This window comes from Archangium violaceum Cb vi76, assembly GCF_000733295.1.
GTDB classification, from domain to species: domain Bacteria; phylum Myxococcota; class Myxococcia; order Myxococcales; family Myxococcaceae; genus Archangium; species Archangium violaceum.
On record NZ_JPMI01000141.1, the window covers coordinates 26,544 to 40,653 of the forward strand.

General features: G+C 69.3%; 11 protein-coding genes. 5 read left to right on the top strand and 6 right to left on the bottom strand.

The features are described from left to right. Nucleotides 1–127: 127 nt before the first annotated feature. Both Q664_RS20915 and Q664_RS20920 read right to left on the bottom strand, forming a co-directional pair. Nucleotides 128–4,222 carry an MG2 domain-containing protein gene (locus tag Q664_RS20915; RefSeq protein WP_043398347.1) on the bottom strand — a complete coding sequence of 1,365 codons (4,095 nt, stop codon included), beginning with the start codon at nt 4,220–4,222 and terminating at the stop codon, nt 128–130. A 96-nt stretch (nt 4,223–4,318) separates the two neighbouring features. Then, nucleotides 4,319–5,824, bottom strand: a complete 1,506-nt coding sequence (locus tag Q664_RS20920) for an ATP-binding protein (RefSeq protein ID WP_084610182.1) — start codon at nt 5,822–5,824, stop codon at nt 4,319–4,321. Between the two features lie 364 nt (nt 5,825–6,188). Here Q664_RS20920 and Q664_RS20925 point away from each other — a divergent pair, with 364 nt between their 5' ends. The 3 genes from Q664_RS20925 to Q664_RS20935 all read left to right on the top strand — a co-directional run bounded on the left by Q664_RS20925 (nt 6,189) and on the right by Q664_RS20935 (nt 8,177). After that, nucleotides 6,189–7,076 (top strand): RNA polymerase factor sigma-32, encoded by an 888-nt coding sequence (locus Q664_RS20925; protein ID WP_043398349.1) that lies wholly within the window; start codon nt 6,189–6,191, stop codon nt 7,074–7,076. A gap of 85 nt (nt 7,077–7,161) precedes the next feature. Continuing rightward, entirely contained in the window at nt 7,162–7,830 is a 669-nt protein-coding gene (locus tag Q664_RS20930) for a spermidine synthase (protein WP_043398351.1), read from the top strand. A gap of 143 nt (nt 7,831–7,973) precedes the next feature. Further along, entirely contained in the window at nt 7,974–8,177 is a 204-nt protein-coding gene (locus Q664_RS20935) for a cold-shock protein (RefSeq protein WP_043398352.1), read from the top strand. 91 nt (nt 8,178–8,268) lie between these two features. Here Q664_RS20935 and Q664_RS20940 read toward each other — a convergent pair whose 3' ends face one another. Further along, on the bottom strand, nt 8,269–9,747 hold the full coding sequence (locus tag Q664_RS20940; protein WP_043398353.1) for an amidase: 1,479 nt from the start codon (nt 9,745–9,747) through the stop codon (nt 8,269–8,271). A gap of 22 nt (nt 9,748–9,769) precedes the next feature. Here Q664_RS20940 and Q664_RS20945 point away from each other — a divergent pair, with 22 nt between their 5' ends. Both Q664_RS20945 and Q664_RS20950 read left to right on the top strand, forming a co-directional pair. After that, entirely contained in the window at nt 9,770–10,210 is a 441-nt protein-coding gene (locus Q664_RS20945; protein WP_043398354.1) for an EVE domain-containing protein, read from the top strand. Then, complete coding sequence (locus tag Q664_RS20950; RefSeq protein ID WP_043398356.1) at nt 10,203–11,150, top strand: hypothetical protein; 948 nt, start codon at nt 10,203–10,205, stop codon at nt 11,148–11,150. Before Q664_RS20945 ends, Q664_RS20950 begins: the two co-directional genes overlap by 8 nt. 145 nt (nt 11,151–11,295) lie before the next feature. Here the strand turns inward: Q664_RS20950 and Q664_RS57880 are convergent, their stop codons facing one another. The 3 genes from Q664_RS57880 to Q664_RS20965 form a co-directional block, all read right to left on the bottom strand. Continuing rightward, nucleotides 11,296–11,904, bottom strand: a complete 609-nt coding sequence (locus tag Q664_RS57880) for a hypothetical protein (RefSeq protein WP_043398358.1) — start codon at nt 11,902–11,904, stop codon at nt 11,296–11,298. A gap of 38 nt (nt 11,905–11,942) precedes the next feature. After that, nucleotides 11,943–13,406 carry an amino acid permease gene (locus Q664_RS20960; protein ID WP_043398385.1) on the bottom strand — a complete coding sequence of 488 codons (1,464 nt, stop codon included), beginning with the start codon at nt 13,404–13,406 and terminating at the stop codon, nt 11,943–11,945. 81 nt (nt 13,407–13,487) lie between these two features. Continuing rightward, on the bottom strand, nt 13,488–14,110 hold a 623-nt coding region (locus Q664_RS20965), incomplete at its 5' end, for a hypothetical protein (RefSeq protein ID WP_326938721.1).

Here is a 14,110-nt window from a genome sequence, read left to right on the forward strand (position 1 = left end):
CCAGGAGAGAGCACCATCCACCGAGCCAGGGGCACAAGAGAGCCCGTGAACATGGCTGGCGACTCAGCGGGGATGGGCAACGGCATCCGCCGCTGCCCAGAGGGGCCCGCGCCAGGGCGGGAGACACTCACTGTTTCGGAGCGATGGAGACCTTGAGGCCGTCGCGCCAGATTTTGTAATCGTCCGCGTAGTAGAGGTACGCGCGGCTCGCCGGACCCGTGTAGGTGCCCGGCACCGCCGCGATGAGCGACAGGGGCACCTCCAACTTCTTCCGCGGCTCCATGCCCCGCCAGTAGAGGACGACATCGCGGCCGATGACCTCGTAGGAGTCCACCGTGTGCTTCTTCACCAGCTCCTTGAGCTGGTCATGCCGGACCTCGAGCCCCCCCGGCACGCCGAAGATCGCCACCGTGGTGGACAGCTTCTGGTCGCTCCGGTTCGTCACCCAGACGCGCGCCTCGGTCGGCTCGCCCTCGGTCAGGGCCGTCTTCGCCAGCGCCACCTCCAGGTCCACCCGGGTGTCCGGCGAGCTGGCCGGCACGAGGGCGTTGTACGTGACCTCGACCGAGTAGGGCATCTCCGAGCCTCCTTCCATCCGCAGCTCGATCTTCCGCTCACCCGCGGTGAGCAGCTCGGACACCTCCGGCAGCTTGAGCGCCTCCTGCGTCTTGCCATCGAACTTCACGGCGTCGCCCACGGGCCGGCCGTCCACGTAGACGCGCACCGAGCCTGGAGCCCGCTTCGCCCCGCGCGCCTGGTCGTAGGCGACGATGGCTCGCAGCGCGAGCACCGTGCTCTGGGTCGAGCCATAGCGGCCACCCTCGCACGAGTCCGCCAGGAACCGCATCGAGCGCTCCACGTTCCCCGCATGGGCGGGCTCCCTCAGCCAGGCCAGCACCGCCAGCGCGGTGGTCTCGATCTGGAGCGTCTCTCCCATGCTGCCGACGATCGACTGTGTGCCCCCCTCCACCACCCCTGTCTTCCCCTGCTTCTCCGCGAGCCGCGCCATGAGCTTGCGGGCCTCGGCCCCCTCCCCCGCGAGCGCCATCACGTTCGCGGCGAGCGCGAGCACGTAGCTGTTCTTGCTCTGGATGGCGGCTACCTTCAACGCCCCCACCTCCTTGGACAGCTCACGGGCCTGCTGTGCTGGCTTGTCCGCGCTCTCCAGCAAGGCCCAGAGGATGTAGGCATTGGAGGTGTCGGAGTCCTCGATCCAGGTGTGGAGCGCACGCCGCTTCCGCTCGAAGCCGCCCTTGCCATCGCGCTGTTTGAGCAGCCAGGCCCGCGTGCGCTCGAGCATGGCGGCGTCCACGTCCCGAACCTGCTTCATGTCGCTGAAGTGCATCAACCCGAACGCCGTGAGGGCCTCGTGGCCCGGATTCTCGCCGAACCACTCGTAGCCCTTCTCCGAGCACTCGAAGCCCACCAACCGCTTGTAGCCCTTCTCCAGCTTCTCGCGCGCCGCCGCCACCAGCTCGGGGCTCACTCCGCTGTGTGTCTGGAAGTACTGCTGCGCCATCGTCATCGGATAGGTGGTCGAGCTCGTCTGCTCGAAGCAGCCGGAGGGCTCCTGGATGAGCCGGGCCAGCGACTCGGTCATGTTGGCCAGTGGCGAGGGGTACACGGCGATGGAGGTCTTCACGCTGCCGCGCACGTGGTTGGCGGGCAGCGTCACCGCGTGCACCACCGGTTGCCGTGACGACAGCAGCCCGCCGAACGAGGCCCGGATGGGGAAGCCATTGGGCTTGATGCTCAGCGTGCGCTTCACCGTGTCCACGTAGTTGCCCGCGCTCGCCGTGAGCGTCACGTCCACGGGTCTGGATTGAGCACCGACCTTCAGCTCCAGGATGCGCCGGGCCCGCTCGTTCGCGGCCAGGTTCATCGCACCGAGGGAGGACGCCTTCACATCACCGCTCAGCCACACCTTCACCGCCGCTCCCTTGAGCGTCTCGGACGTGCCATTCACCAGCGCCAGCGGCAGTTGGATCACATCCCCGGACGTCACCTCGAGCGGCAGCTTGGGCTCGGCATAGAAGGGCTGCACCGACTCGATCGTGGCCACCGCCGAGCCGAGCGCGCCGTCATCCCCCACGGCCCCCGCGAACGCCTTGAAGCTGGTGACCGAGTCGTTCAAGCCAAACGAGACGCGGACCTCTCCCGTCTTCTCGTCGGTGCGCACGCCCGCGTTCCAGAAGAGCGTCTCCGTGAAGTCCACGCGATCCCCCGCCTTGCGCCCGGGCCGCACCGTGTGGGCGTACTCGCGGAAATAGACCCAGGGCTCCCAGACCATCCCCGCCGCCGCTATCTCTTCCGCTGGCATCTCCCGGTCCGCGGCAATCTCCTGTTGCCGCGGGGCTTCCTTCCTGGCCCTGCGCTCCGCCGCCACCCTGCCCGCGGGAGCCACGGGTTTCGCGGCGACGGCCGCGGGAGGCGGAGCCATCACGGGCTCGGGAGCTGGCACCGCTGGGGGGACTGGCGCGGCCTGGGGCACCGCTGCGGGCATGGGAGGCGGCGCCCCGGCCATCTCATCGAGGACGCCCCCCTCGAAATCCGGTTCCGGAGGCGGCAGCGGCACCCGGACGGCGAGCGCGCGCCGAGCCAGCTCGCCATGCTGGGCCAGGAACTGCCCGGCGTCCGCCAGCGCGAATCGCCGCCAGCCCTGGGTGCCCAGCAGCAGGTCCACCGCCCGCTTCGCCTTGGGGTTCTTCTCGTCGAGGTAGATCTGGGCGTCGGCCAGTTCCCGCACCTCGGGCTCGAGCAGCACCATCACCGGCAACTGAGGCGCCTGATCACGCTTCTCGATGAGCTCCAGCACCGCGTCGTCCGTGACGGTGAGCATCACCAGCGCCGGGACCGGCTTTCCTCCGCGCGTCGTCCGGGCGGTGAGCTCCACCCGATCGCCCGGCACATAGCGCGGCTTGTCCGCCTTCAACTCGATGGACAGGGCCTTCGCGGGCTGGCGGAACACCAGCCGCTCCGCGAGCGGACGGCCCTCGGCGTCCCATACGGTGGCGATGAGCACCCCGTCCGCGTCCTTCGGATCGAGGATGACCCGCTCGTTCGGGTCCACCCGCGACGAGGCGAGCTCCACCTCCCGCTGGCTCAGGGTCACCTTCGCCTGCTTCACCCCCGACAACCCCACGGTGAGCACCACGGCCTGTCCGGCGGGGATGACGTCCTCGCTCGCACGCAGGACGGCGCCCCGGGGCTTCACCTCGGGCAGCGGAAAGGGCCCGCGAATGCCCGAGGGCTCGTCGATGCGCAGCGCGTACTTCACGCCAGCCCTGGGGGTCAGCTCGAAACGGCCCCGGCCCTCGTGCTCCGAGCGCACCGGCGCCACCACCTCGCCCGTGGCCAGATTGATTACCGCGCCGGACAGGTCCGCGGGCTTGTGCGCGGGCGTCAGCGCCTGGAAGTAGACGCGCGAAGGCAGTCCCGCCACCAGGTCGCCGCCCTCCGGATACAGGGTGAGATCGAGGGTCTGCAACAGGATGGGGATCGTCTTGGCCGCCGTCTCGACCACCCCACCGTCCTCGATGGCGAAGGCGAGAGAGCCCTCACCCCGCTCGATCCGGCCAGGCAGCTTGAAGCTGACGGTGCACAACCCCCGCGCATCGACCACGCCCGTCACCCGCGCCGCCGTGGCGCCATCCACGAGGGCGGTGGCGGTGACCCGGGCCCCCGAGGGAACACCTCCCTCGGCACGCTTCACGTCGAGCGTGGCGGTGACCGTGTCCCCCGGTCCGTAACCATCGCGGAGGAACTCGATCTGCGACTTGAGCCGGGGAGCGCGGTAGGCCCGCACATCGAACTTGCGCTCGGCGGGGGCGTCGCCCGTCTGGGGATAGGAGACGCGGAGCGTGTACTCACCCCCGGCCATGTCCTGTGGAACGGTCCAGGAGTAACCCCAGACCGAGGCGTCGCCCCCCACCCTCGTGGAGGTGACGACGTCCCCCTTGGGACCCCGAATCTCCACGTTGGCCATCACCGGGTGCCCGAAGGGGGTATGACGGCGGGCCTCGAGCAGGAGGCCTCGCGCCATCACCTTCTCACCGGGCCGGTAGAGGGGCTTGTCGGTGCTGATGAAGGTCAGATGGCGGTCGGGCCCGCCGAGTGAATCCGTGTCCGCCCGGGCGGCCAATACCTGCTGCTGGACGGAGGGAAAGGCGAGGCCCACGGTGACGAGGACGAGGAGGGCACGTGGGACGACGTGTTCGAGCATGAAATTCCCTGGAGCGGAGAACAGGAGCCGACGGGGAAACGGATGTGCGCGTCGAAAGTTCTGTCCTACCCAACCAGGGGGAGCTGGCGCTATCGCTCAGGCCACGGAGTGACGCCCGGGCCCGGCGGGGCGTGGGTCCTCCGCCTCCGCCCACGCCAGGGGCAGCAGCACCCGGAAGGTGCTTCCCTGCCCCACCACGCTGTCCACCGAGAGCGTCCCTCCGAGCCCGCGGATGATGTCGTGGCTGATGGACAGCCCCAGCCCCGTTCCCTCTCCCACCGGCTTGGTGGTGAAGAAGGGCTCGAAGATGCGCTCGAGGTTCTCCACGGGAATCCCGCAGCCGTTGTCCCGTACCTCCACCATCGCCTGCGAGGTGCCGTGCAGGCGCGTCACCAGATGGATCTCCCCGCCCGACCTGGGCAGGGCATGCGCCGCGTTGATCAACAGGTTGGTGAAGACCTGTGCGAGCTGCACGGAGTTGCCCAGCACCTCGGGCAGATCCCCGTAGTCGCGCACCAGCCGGCCGCGACTGCGCAACCGGCCCCACGCCAGGTGCACCGAGTTCTCCAACACCTCGTGCAGCTCCAACGGGTGGGTGTTCACCGCGTCGCCCCGGGAGAGCGCCCGGAGGCTCTCCACGATGAGCCGCATGCGCTCGGTGCCCTCGCGGGCCTCGTTGACCGCCTCCATCAACTCCTGCCCGTCCTCCTCCGGCAGCTCCAGCCGGCGCAGCTCCGTGCCGATGAAGCCCAGGTTGCTGGAGACGAAGGCCAGCGGGTTGTTGATCTCGTGCGACACCCCCGCGGCGAGCATCCCGATGGAAGCCATCCGCTCGTTGAGCCGCAGGCGCAGCTCGTTCTCCCGCTGGGCGGTGATGTCCCGCACCGTGACGGCCATGCAGTCCCCCACCGCGCACAGCTGGCGGCGGAACCAACGGCGGCCCTTGCCGGGCAGGAGTTGATCCACCTCGTCTTCATGGGTCCGGCCGGTCCGCCACACCTGCTCGCACAGGTGGCGCGGCGCGATGAAGGCCGCATGGGGGAACTCGGAGAGCGGTTGCCCCTCCGCCACGCGCGCCTCACAGCCCAGCAGCGACCCGGCATGGTTGTTGAGGCGCAGCAGCCTCAAGTGCTCCGGCTCGCCCCGGAGGATGAAGAAGGCGTCGAAGCTGTTGCTGGCCGCCGCCCGGAAGAGCGCCTCGCTCTGGCGCTGGGCCGCCTCGCCCCTCCGGTGGTGCGACAAGTCCCGGGCGATCCCGAACAGCCCCACCACCTGCCCATCCGGCCGGCGGATGACGCCCTTGGTGGAGAGCCACTCGCGCTGAACCCCCGCCATGTGCTCGCTCATCTCCGCGTGGAGCGTGCGCCCGGCCAGCAGCGTCTGCCGATCGAACTCCAGCGTGTTCTGCGCCTCCTCCTCGGACAGCAGCTCCCGGTCGGTACGGCCCACGATCTCCGCCGCCGGCTTGCCGAGGTAGTGCGCCCCCATGCCGTTGATGAAGGTGTAGCGCCCCTGCAGATCCTTGGTGAAGACCGCGTCCGGCATCTCCTCCACGATGGTGAGGAAGAGCTCGCGGTAGGGCAGCTCAGAAGGGGACTTCATGGGGCTGGAATATCCACAACTGGAGCTTCTGAGCAGGCAGCCCCCCTTCCCCACCGCCCCTGGGCGTCCAGCAGCGCACGCTCCACCCGGGCCCACCTCCCCCTCTCGTCCACTGCCTGACACCCACCTCCTACCCGAGGACAGGAGGTAGGCTTCCGTACGCCCAGGTAGGGCCCGAAAAAACCTCCAAACCGGGCCCTGTAAATACGACAGGGTTCCGCCCTAGTCACGATGGGCTCGCGATGCAACTCCCCGCATTCACTGAGGAACGTTGCCGGAAGGCCGCTGGCATCCCCGTTGCTTTTGGCAATGGGCACGAAGTCGCAGCGCGAAGATCAACGTCCTCCATCCCCCGAGAGACTCCATGCAGGCCACCAACTCCCTGTCCTCCACCGAAACCCTCACCACGTACCTCTCGGACATCAGCCAGTACCCGCTGCTGACCGTGCAGCAGGAGCAGACCCTGGCCCGCAACTTCCGCCAGGGCGATCTGTCCGCCGGCCACCGCCTGGTGACGAGCAACCTGCGGTTCGTGATGAAGGTGGCCTACGAGTACCGCTCCTACGGCATCAAGATGTCCGACCTCATCCAGGAGGGGAACATCGGCCTGATGAAGGCGGTGCAGAAGTTCGATCCGGACAAGGGCATCCGCCTCATCTCCTACGCGGTGTGGTGGATCCGCGCGTACATCCAGAACTACATCCTGAAGAACTGGTCGCTGGTGAAGCTGGGCACCACGCAGGCGCAGCGCCGGCTGTTCTTCAGCCTGGCCCGCACGCGCCGCGAGCTGGAGAAGCTGGGCTCGGCGGACGGCACCATCGTGGACGCCGAGGAGATCGCCCGGAAGCTCAACGTGAAGGCCTCCGAGGTGCGCGAGATGGAGCAGCGCATGGGCGGGCGGGACTTGTCGCTGGACGCGCCCGTGGGCGAGGAGGGCGACGCCACGCACCTGGACTTCGTGGAGTCCGAGTCCGCCTCCCAGGTGGACGAGGTGGCGGATCGGCAGCAGGCGCAGATCACCCGCGAGCGCATCCGCCTGGCGCTGCAGCGGCTGGATCCGCGCGAGCGCTTCATCATCGAGAACCGGGTGATGGGTGACGCGGAGATGACGCTGAGCGAGCTGGGCGAGCACTTCGGCTTCTCGCGCGAGCGCGCCCGCCAGCTGGAGATCCGCGCCAAGGACAAGCTCAAGGCCGAGCTGGCCTCGCTGATGGCCGAGGTGGGCCAGGACGAGGCGGCCGAGGCGTACTGAGAGCGGGAAAACCCTCCCCCCTGACCGTCTCCCAGGGGAGAGGGAACCTCCACGGTGCCTCGGAAACGCGTAAGGTAGCGGGGCGATGAAGCCGTGGAAGGTGATTGATCGGGCGCCCGCGCCGGGCGGCGGAGAGCTGGTGCTGCACCAACGGGGCGAGGAGTTCGCCATCCGGGTGAACGGGCGCGAGCTCATGTCCAGCCGCCAGCACGGCTCCGAGGAGAAGATGGCCGAGGTGGCCTGCACGGGCCTCGGCGGCAAGCGGCCCCGGGTGCTCGTGGGAGGCCTGGGGCTGGGCTACACCGTCCGGGCCACCCTGGAACGGCTCCCCCCGGGAGCCGAGGTGGTGGTCTCGGAGCTGGTTCCCGCCGTCGTCACGTGGAACCGGGGCGTCCTCGGACCCCTGGCCGGACGGCCGCTGGATGATCCCCGGGTGAAGGTGGAAACACGCGACGTGGGGGAGCTGCTCCGCCAGGCGGAGGGGCACTACGACGCGGTGCTGCTGGACGTGGACAACGGCCCCGAGGCGCTCACGCAGGAGGAGAACCGCTGGCTCTACGGCGAGCGGGGGCTGGCCTCCATCCAGCGCGCCCTCAAGCCGCGGGGCGTGCTGGTGGTGTGGTCCGCCTCGCCGGACAAGGCCTTCGCCACGCGGCTGAAGCGGGCGGGCTTCACCACCGACGTCGTGGAGACACCGGCGCGCGGCAAGGGCGGTGGACCGCTCCACACGCTCTTCATCGGCCGCTCCGGGTGAGGGCCCCCCCACATTTTTCATGGAGAAATAGAAAGGGGGGGACTTCCTTTGTTCGCTCAAAGGTGCCAGATAGGGGTCTCCGCGCTCAGTGCGGCGGAGTTCCGGCGCATTCCACCGCGTCCGGACGAGAAAGAAGACAAGTAATGGCGACTGGTACTGTGAAGTGGTTCAACGACGCGAAGGGCTTCGGTTTCATCATGCAGGAGGGCGGTGGCGAGGATCTGTTCTGCCACCACACCGCCATCCAGACCGAGGGCTTCCGCACCCTGGCCGAGGGCCAGCGCGTTGAGTTCGACGTCGCCCGCGGCCCCAAGGGCCTGCAGGCGCAGAACGTGCGCCCCATCTGATGGGGACCTGAGCCACTTCGCTCGACGATAGAGGCTCGATCCAGGGCCTGCCTCCCAAATCCTGGGGGCAGGCCCTTGGTGTTTCTAGAGGTCAGGACGGCTTGCGGCCGGCCCACGGGCGCGCCTGCTCGAGCTGCGAGGCCAGGCGGAACAGGGTGGCCTCGTCCCCGAAGCGCGCGGCGAACTGCACGCCCACGGGCAGCCCGGCGGTGTTCCAGAAGAGCGGCACGGACATGGCCGGCTGCCCCGTCTGGTTGAAGAGCTGGGTGTTGGGGGTCCGCTCCAGGGCGTTTCCGGCGAGCGCGTCCAGCAGCTTGAGGAACACCGGCTTCAGCGGCAGCTTGCGCAGCACGGCCATCGCCGCGAGCTCCGCGGGCTTGGGCGCCAGCTCGCCGATGCGCACCGGAGGGTACGCGAGCGTCGCGTCGAGGAAGAGCTCGTACCGCTCGTGGAAGGCCGCCATCATCCGGCCAGCCCTGTGCATGACGTCGCGCGCCCGCTGCAGGTCCGCCGCGGAGAGGATGCTTCCGAGCTGCACCAGCGCCCAGGTGGACGGCTCGACGTCCTCCGCCGTCACGGGCTTGCCGGTCGCCTTGGAGATCTCCTCCATCTGCACCGTGGTGTTGGCCGCGACGTTCACGAGGTAGGAGCGCACCAGCTCCTCGCGATCGAACCGGGGAGCGTCCTCGACGAGCTCGTGACCCAGCTCCTGGCAGAGCTTCACCGCGTCCTGGACGGCCGCCTTGCAGTCCGGGTGCACGTGCTTGCCGTAGAGCGAGCCGGTGGAGAAGGCGATGCGCAGGCGGCCGGGCGGAGTGCCCACCTCCTGGAGGAAGGGCCGCGCGGGTGGAGGCGCCGCGTAGGGCGCGCCCAGGTCCGGCCCCTGGGTCGCATCGAGCATCGCGGCGCTGTCCCGCACGCTCCGGGTCAGCACGTGCTGTTGGACGAAGCCACCCCACCCCTCCGCCGAGTCCGGACCCAGTGGATTGCGGGCGCGGGTCGGCTTGAGCCCGAAGAGGCCGCAGGCGGACGCGGGGATGCGGATGGAGCCACCGCCATCTCCGCCGTGGGCCATGGGCACCACCCGGGCCGCCACGCACGCCGCCGAGCCTCCGCTGGAGCCTCCCGGCGTGTGCTCCGGATTCCACGGGTTGCGCGTGGGCCCATTGAGCACCGTCTCGGTGACGCCGAGGATGCCCAGCTCGGGCGTGGCCGTCTTGCCCACGATGACGACGCCCGCGCGGCGGAAGCGCGCCATGAGCTCCGCGTCGTGGTCCGGCACGAAGCCCACCAGCGCCCGGCACCCACCCGCGTAGGGCTCGTTCGCCAGATAGCCGTCCAGGTCCTTCACCAGGAAGGGCACCCCGGAGAAGGGCCCCTGCGGCAGCGGGCCCGCGGCGGTCTTGCGCGCCTGGTCGTACATTTTGTGGACGACGGCGTTGAGCTTCGGGTTGACGGCTTCAATGCGCGAGATGGCCTCCTCCACCAGCTCGGTGGGTTGGAGCTCCTTCTTACGGACCAGCTCCGCGAGCGCCGTGGCGTCGAGTGCGTCGTATCCCTGAATGGCCATGGGCCTGCTATCTAGCACCGCCATGGCGAAACCCCAGTACTGGCTGATCAAGAGCGAGCCCTCCGTCTACGCCTACGCCCAGCTGGAGAAGGACGGCAGGACGGAGTGGACGGGCGTGCGCAGCTACGAGGCGCGCAACAACCTCCGGGCCATGAAGCCCGGGGACCTGTGCCTCTACTACCACTCGAACGAGGGCAAGGCCGTGGTGGCCGTGGCCCGCGTGATCTCCGGGCCGACCGAGGACCCCACCGCGCCCGGTGAGGATTGGGCCTCGGTGGTGGTGGGCCCCGTGGTGGCCCTGAAGGAGCCGGTGACGCTCGCCACCGTCAAGGCCACCCCCGACTTGAAGGAGTTCCCGCTCATCAAGAAGAGCCGCGTGAGCGTGACCCCCGTCATTCCCGAGCACTTCAAGCGCATCCTCGAGATGGGCGGGACGAAGCTCCCCAGGGCCCACCATGGCTGAAGGTCCCGCTGAGTCCGCTCCCCCGAGCACCCATGCCGCGCTCGAGCCCTCGGATCCACTCTCCGCGCTCAACACGGCCTTCCGCGACGCCTACGCGGCTCGCCGGGACGCCATCCTCGCCGGCATGGGCCCGGTCATCGCCCAGATCGATGACCTGCTCATCCTCCGGCGCGGCGGTCAGCGTCTCGTCGGGCCCGCGCGCACCCGGCGCTACCACGAGCTCAAGGTGGTCACCCACGTTCCGCTCGCCCTTCATGTGCTGCTCTCCGGCCGACGCGGGGAGATGGACGCGGCCACACGGGACCGGCTCTCCGGGATACAGCGGCTCATCTCCGTGAGCCTGGAGGGGATCGAGCGCCGCGGGCTCTCCCTGGAGCAGAGCGCACGCCAGCGCCGCATCCTCGAGGCCTCGGCGGCGATCCTCGAGCAGGTGTTCTCCGGGGACGGTGTGTCGGCCGAGGCGCTCTCCGCCTATACCCGTGCCCAGGTCCCGGACATCCTCCGCAACGCCGAGGACGCCGCCCGCGACCAGATCGACACCATGCACGCGACCATCGAGGCCTGGAAACAGCGGATGACCCCGGAGGAGCTCGCCCGGCTGCGCGCCGTGGTCGCTGTCTCGCACACCGCCCGCCCCGGGAACGTGGCCGTGCAGTACTTCTCCGTCACCCTCGGCGAGAACTGGGAAGGCCGCTTCGACCAGGAGGACCTCCAACCCGGCAAGCGTGTGCTGGCCTCCGAGACCTCCTTCGATGAGGCCGCCGCCTTCTCGCTCCTCGCCACCCACGTGCTCGATGCCTCCGTGGGCACCCGATTCTTTGGTGAGGAGATCCGACTCGAGCGGGATCTGCTCGCGGATGCCGCGGAACGGATTCTCGCCCGGATGTTCCACAAGGAGCCCGAGCCTCCGGCCACTCCGGATACACCGGCCTCGGGGTGACGGATTCAACCCGGGGTCCGGGCACCCTCACCCCGGGGGGCTTGCCCCCCCTTTGAACGACGGGGGGCTCCTCTCCCAGGGGGAGAGGGGAAATGGGCTCGGGTGTGAATGGGGTTGGCGCGGACGATGGGCGCTGGGGATGGGATCAGGCGTTCGCCGAGTGCAGCTTCTGCTGCAACAGGTTCGCCCGGTTGCGCGCCGACAGGAGTTGCTGACGCAGGGACTCGGCATCTCGCGACACGTCGATGAAGTCCTGCGCCTCCGCGTCGCTCGCCAGCTTCCCCGCCCCTTCCGCCACCTCCGTCATCTTCTCGTTCACCGCCTGCAGCGACGCGATGACCTCCTCCGTCTTCATCGCCTGCCCCTGCTGCGTCATCCCCGCCACCTGGTGCATCTGCGAGCTCAACGATGCCGCCTGCTGCCCCAGCTCGCCGAACCGCTCCATCAGCGTCTGGTACACCTTCGTGCGCTCCTGCAGCTCCAGCGCCCGCTCGTTCACCTCGGACGCCAACGCCTGCTGCCGATCCCTCCACCCGTTGAGCACCCCCAGCAGCGTGCGCATGTGCCCCACCATCCGCTCGTCGCAGTCCGCCACCTGGGTCAGCAGCTTGCCCATCTTCTCCAGGTTCTTCTGCGACCGCATCGTGCCCGTGCGCACTTCTTCCGCCAGCGACTCGAACCTGCGCAGCTCCTCCTCGATGGAGGCCGCGGCACTGACCAACTCGGAGGACTCGGATTGCTGCCGCTTGCTCATACGTGTGCCACTCCAGAAGAAGGGACCCCGGACCGGGTCTAGCAGATCTCACTTCCCGGAACCCGTCCGGACTGGGCCGGAGCCAGCAACGTCACCTTCGGCCCCAGGAACGTGTGCCGCTGCGATGCCTGCCAGTAGACAATCAACAGGGCCAGGACGCCCACGAAGGTGTACCCCGCCAACTGGTGGGGTGGCAGGACGAAGAGCACCATCACCACCGCGCACCAGCCGAGCGCCACCCCGTTCACCAGCGGCGAGAAGCGCCCCAGATCCCACGGTCCCCGGCGCGACCACGTCCCGTTGCGCCGCGCCCGCCAGCCCACCCAGATGGGCAGCGCATACGACGCATAGAGCGCCAGCGTGCTGAGCGCCACCATGGCCGCATAGGCCCCACTCCAGATGGCCACCCCGAAGGCCGCCACCACCGACACCCAGATGGCCACGTGCGGGCTGCGGAAGCGCGGAGACACCCGCGCCAGGTGCGCCGAGCCCGGCAACCCCCCATCCCGTGCGAACGCGAACAGCATCCGCGAGTTGGACGTCACCGAGGACAGCCCGCAGAACCACATGGCCCCGATCGTGATCCACACCAGCGCCCCGCCCAGCGCGGGCCCGAGCGACTCGCGCAGCACATACAGGAACGGGTTGGGCGCGGCCGCCGCCGTCGGCAGGTTCCCGATCGCCAGCGTCACCCCCACCAGCAGCGCGTAGCCCACCACCGCGCTCACCGCCACCGACAGGAAGATGCCCCAGGGCGCGTTGCGCGTCGGGTCCATCGTCTCCTCCGACACGTGGGCGCTGGCGTCATAGCCGGTGAACGTCCACTGCGCCTGCAACAGGCCGATGAGGAAACCGTACGTGTAGACGTTGGACTCGGAGGTGAAGCGCGTGAGGAGGAAGGCCGCGTCCTGCCGGGGCGCGAAGGCCACCAGCGCGCCAATCACCACCGCCACGCCCGCCACGTGGTACCAGGCCGACAGGTTGTTGAGCAGCGCCACCGCGCGCACGCCCACGTGGTTGAGCACCGCGTGCGACAGCAGGATGGCCGCGTAGAGCGGCAGCACATGGCCCCGCTCCCGCGACAACCCCAGCATGTCCGCCAGGAACTCCGCCAACCCGTAGTCGATGCCCGCGGTGATCGCGAACTGGCCAATCGTGTTCAGCCACGCCGTGAAGAAGCCCACCCGTGGGCCCCCCAGCATCGCCGACCAGTGGTAGAGCGCCCCCGCCGTGGGGAACGAGGAGGCGAGCTGCGCGAGGCTCGCCGCCACCGTCAGCGTCATCACCGCCACCAACGGCCACCCCGCCGTCATGACGAACGGCCCGCCAAAGCGCAGGCCATGGCCATAGAGCGTCACCGCTCCGGTGAGGATGGAGATGATGGAGAAGGAGACGGCGAAGTTGGAGAAGCCACCCATGTCACGCAGCAGTTGCTGCGCGTACCCCAACCGCTGGAGCTGGGCCGCATCCGCGTCCAACTGATGCTGCTTGTCGTCTTCCATGCCCGGCACCATGAACACTCGGCCAGGAGATGGAAGGGGACCGCGGTGCGGAGTGTGGGCTCGTCGGCACTCCGGGGAGGCCTACCGCTTGCGCTCCTGGGGCTCCTGGCCGGAGGGCACGGGTGCCGCCGGAGCGCCCCGCGGCTCCTCGCCGCGCCGCAGGATGTGGAGCCGGCGCGGGAAGCTGCGCCCCATGCTCAGGCTCCCCATCTCCGCCTCCAGCTTCTGCCAGTTATCGGGGCCCAGCGCCTTCTTGATGGCCACCATCAGGCCCACCCGGTTCTGGCGCACCGCCGTCTCCGCCCGGCCCACCTTCTCCACCAGCTCCTTCACGCTTCCCTCGTTCGGAGTGGGCTGGCGCAGCTCCTTCTCCAGTGCGAGCTGGGCCCGCTTGAGCTCCGCCTCCAGGCCGATCAGTGCGTCATTGGCCTCGAAACTCATGTCCTGCACCTTCTGCACGAGGCTCTGCGGCAGGCCGATCCTCGCCGCCACCTCCGGCGGAATCCCGAAGGAGGGCGGCCCGATGGGAGCCTCGGGCGGCATGGGCGGCATGGGAAGCTGGGGCGGCATCGGCGCCCGGACGGGCAGCGGCGTCCGGATGCGCACGTCCTCCTCCTTGTCCTGCGCCAGCGAGGGGACCGCGGTGAGGACCACGAGGGCACACAGCAGCTTCTTCATCATGGCACTGCTCCTTTGTTGCGCAT

What these genes read in the sequence shown, in the direction of transcription:
- Q664_RS57880 (WP_043398358.1), bottom strand. Translation starts at nt 11,904, where the DNA reads ATGAGCAAGCGGCAGCAATCCGAGTCCTCCGAGTTGGTCAGTGCCGCG.
- Q664_RS20945 (WP_043398354.1), top strand. Translation starts at nt 9,770, where the DNA reads ATGGCGAAACCCCAGTACTGGCTGATCAAGAGCGAGCCCTCCGTCTAC.
- Q664_RS20925 (WP_043398349.1), top strand. Translation starts at nt 6,189, where the DNA reads ATGCAGGCCACCAACTCCCTGTCCTCCACCGAAACCCTCACCACGTAC.
- Q664_RS20935 (WP_043398352.1), top strand. Translation starts at nt 7,974, where the DNA reads ATGGCGACTGGTACTGTGAAGTGGTTCAACGACGCGAAGGGCTTCGGT.
- Q664_RS20930 (WP_043398351.1), top strand. Translation starts at nt 7,162, where the DNA reads ATGAAGCCGTGGAAGGTGATTGATCGGGCGCCCGCGCCGGGCGGCGGA.
- Q664_RS20950 (WP_043398356.1), top strand. Translation starts at nt 10,203, where the DNA reads ATGGCTGAAGGTCCCGCTGAGTCCGCTCCCCCGAGCACCCATGCCGCG.
- Q664_RS20920 (WP_084610182.1), bottom strand. Translation starts at nt 5,824, where the DNA reads ATGAAGTCCCCTTCTGAGCTGCCCTACCGCGAGCTCTTCCTCACCATC.
- Q664_RS20915 (WP_043398347.1), bottom strand. Translation starts at nt 4,222, where the DNA reads ATGCTCGAACACGTCGTCCCACGTGCCCTCCTCGTCCTCGTCACCGTG.
- Q664_RS20960 (WP_043398385.1), bottom strand. Translation starts at nt 13,406, where the DNA reads ATGGAAGACGACAAGCAGCATCAGTTGGACGCGGATGCGGCCCAGCTC.
- Q664_RS20940 (WP_043398353.1), bottom strand. Translation starts at nt 9,747, where the DNA reads ATGGCCATTCAGGGATACGACGCACTCGACGCCACGGCGCTCGCGGAG.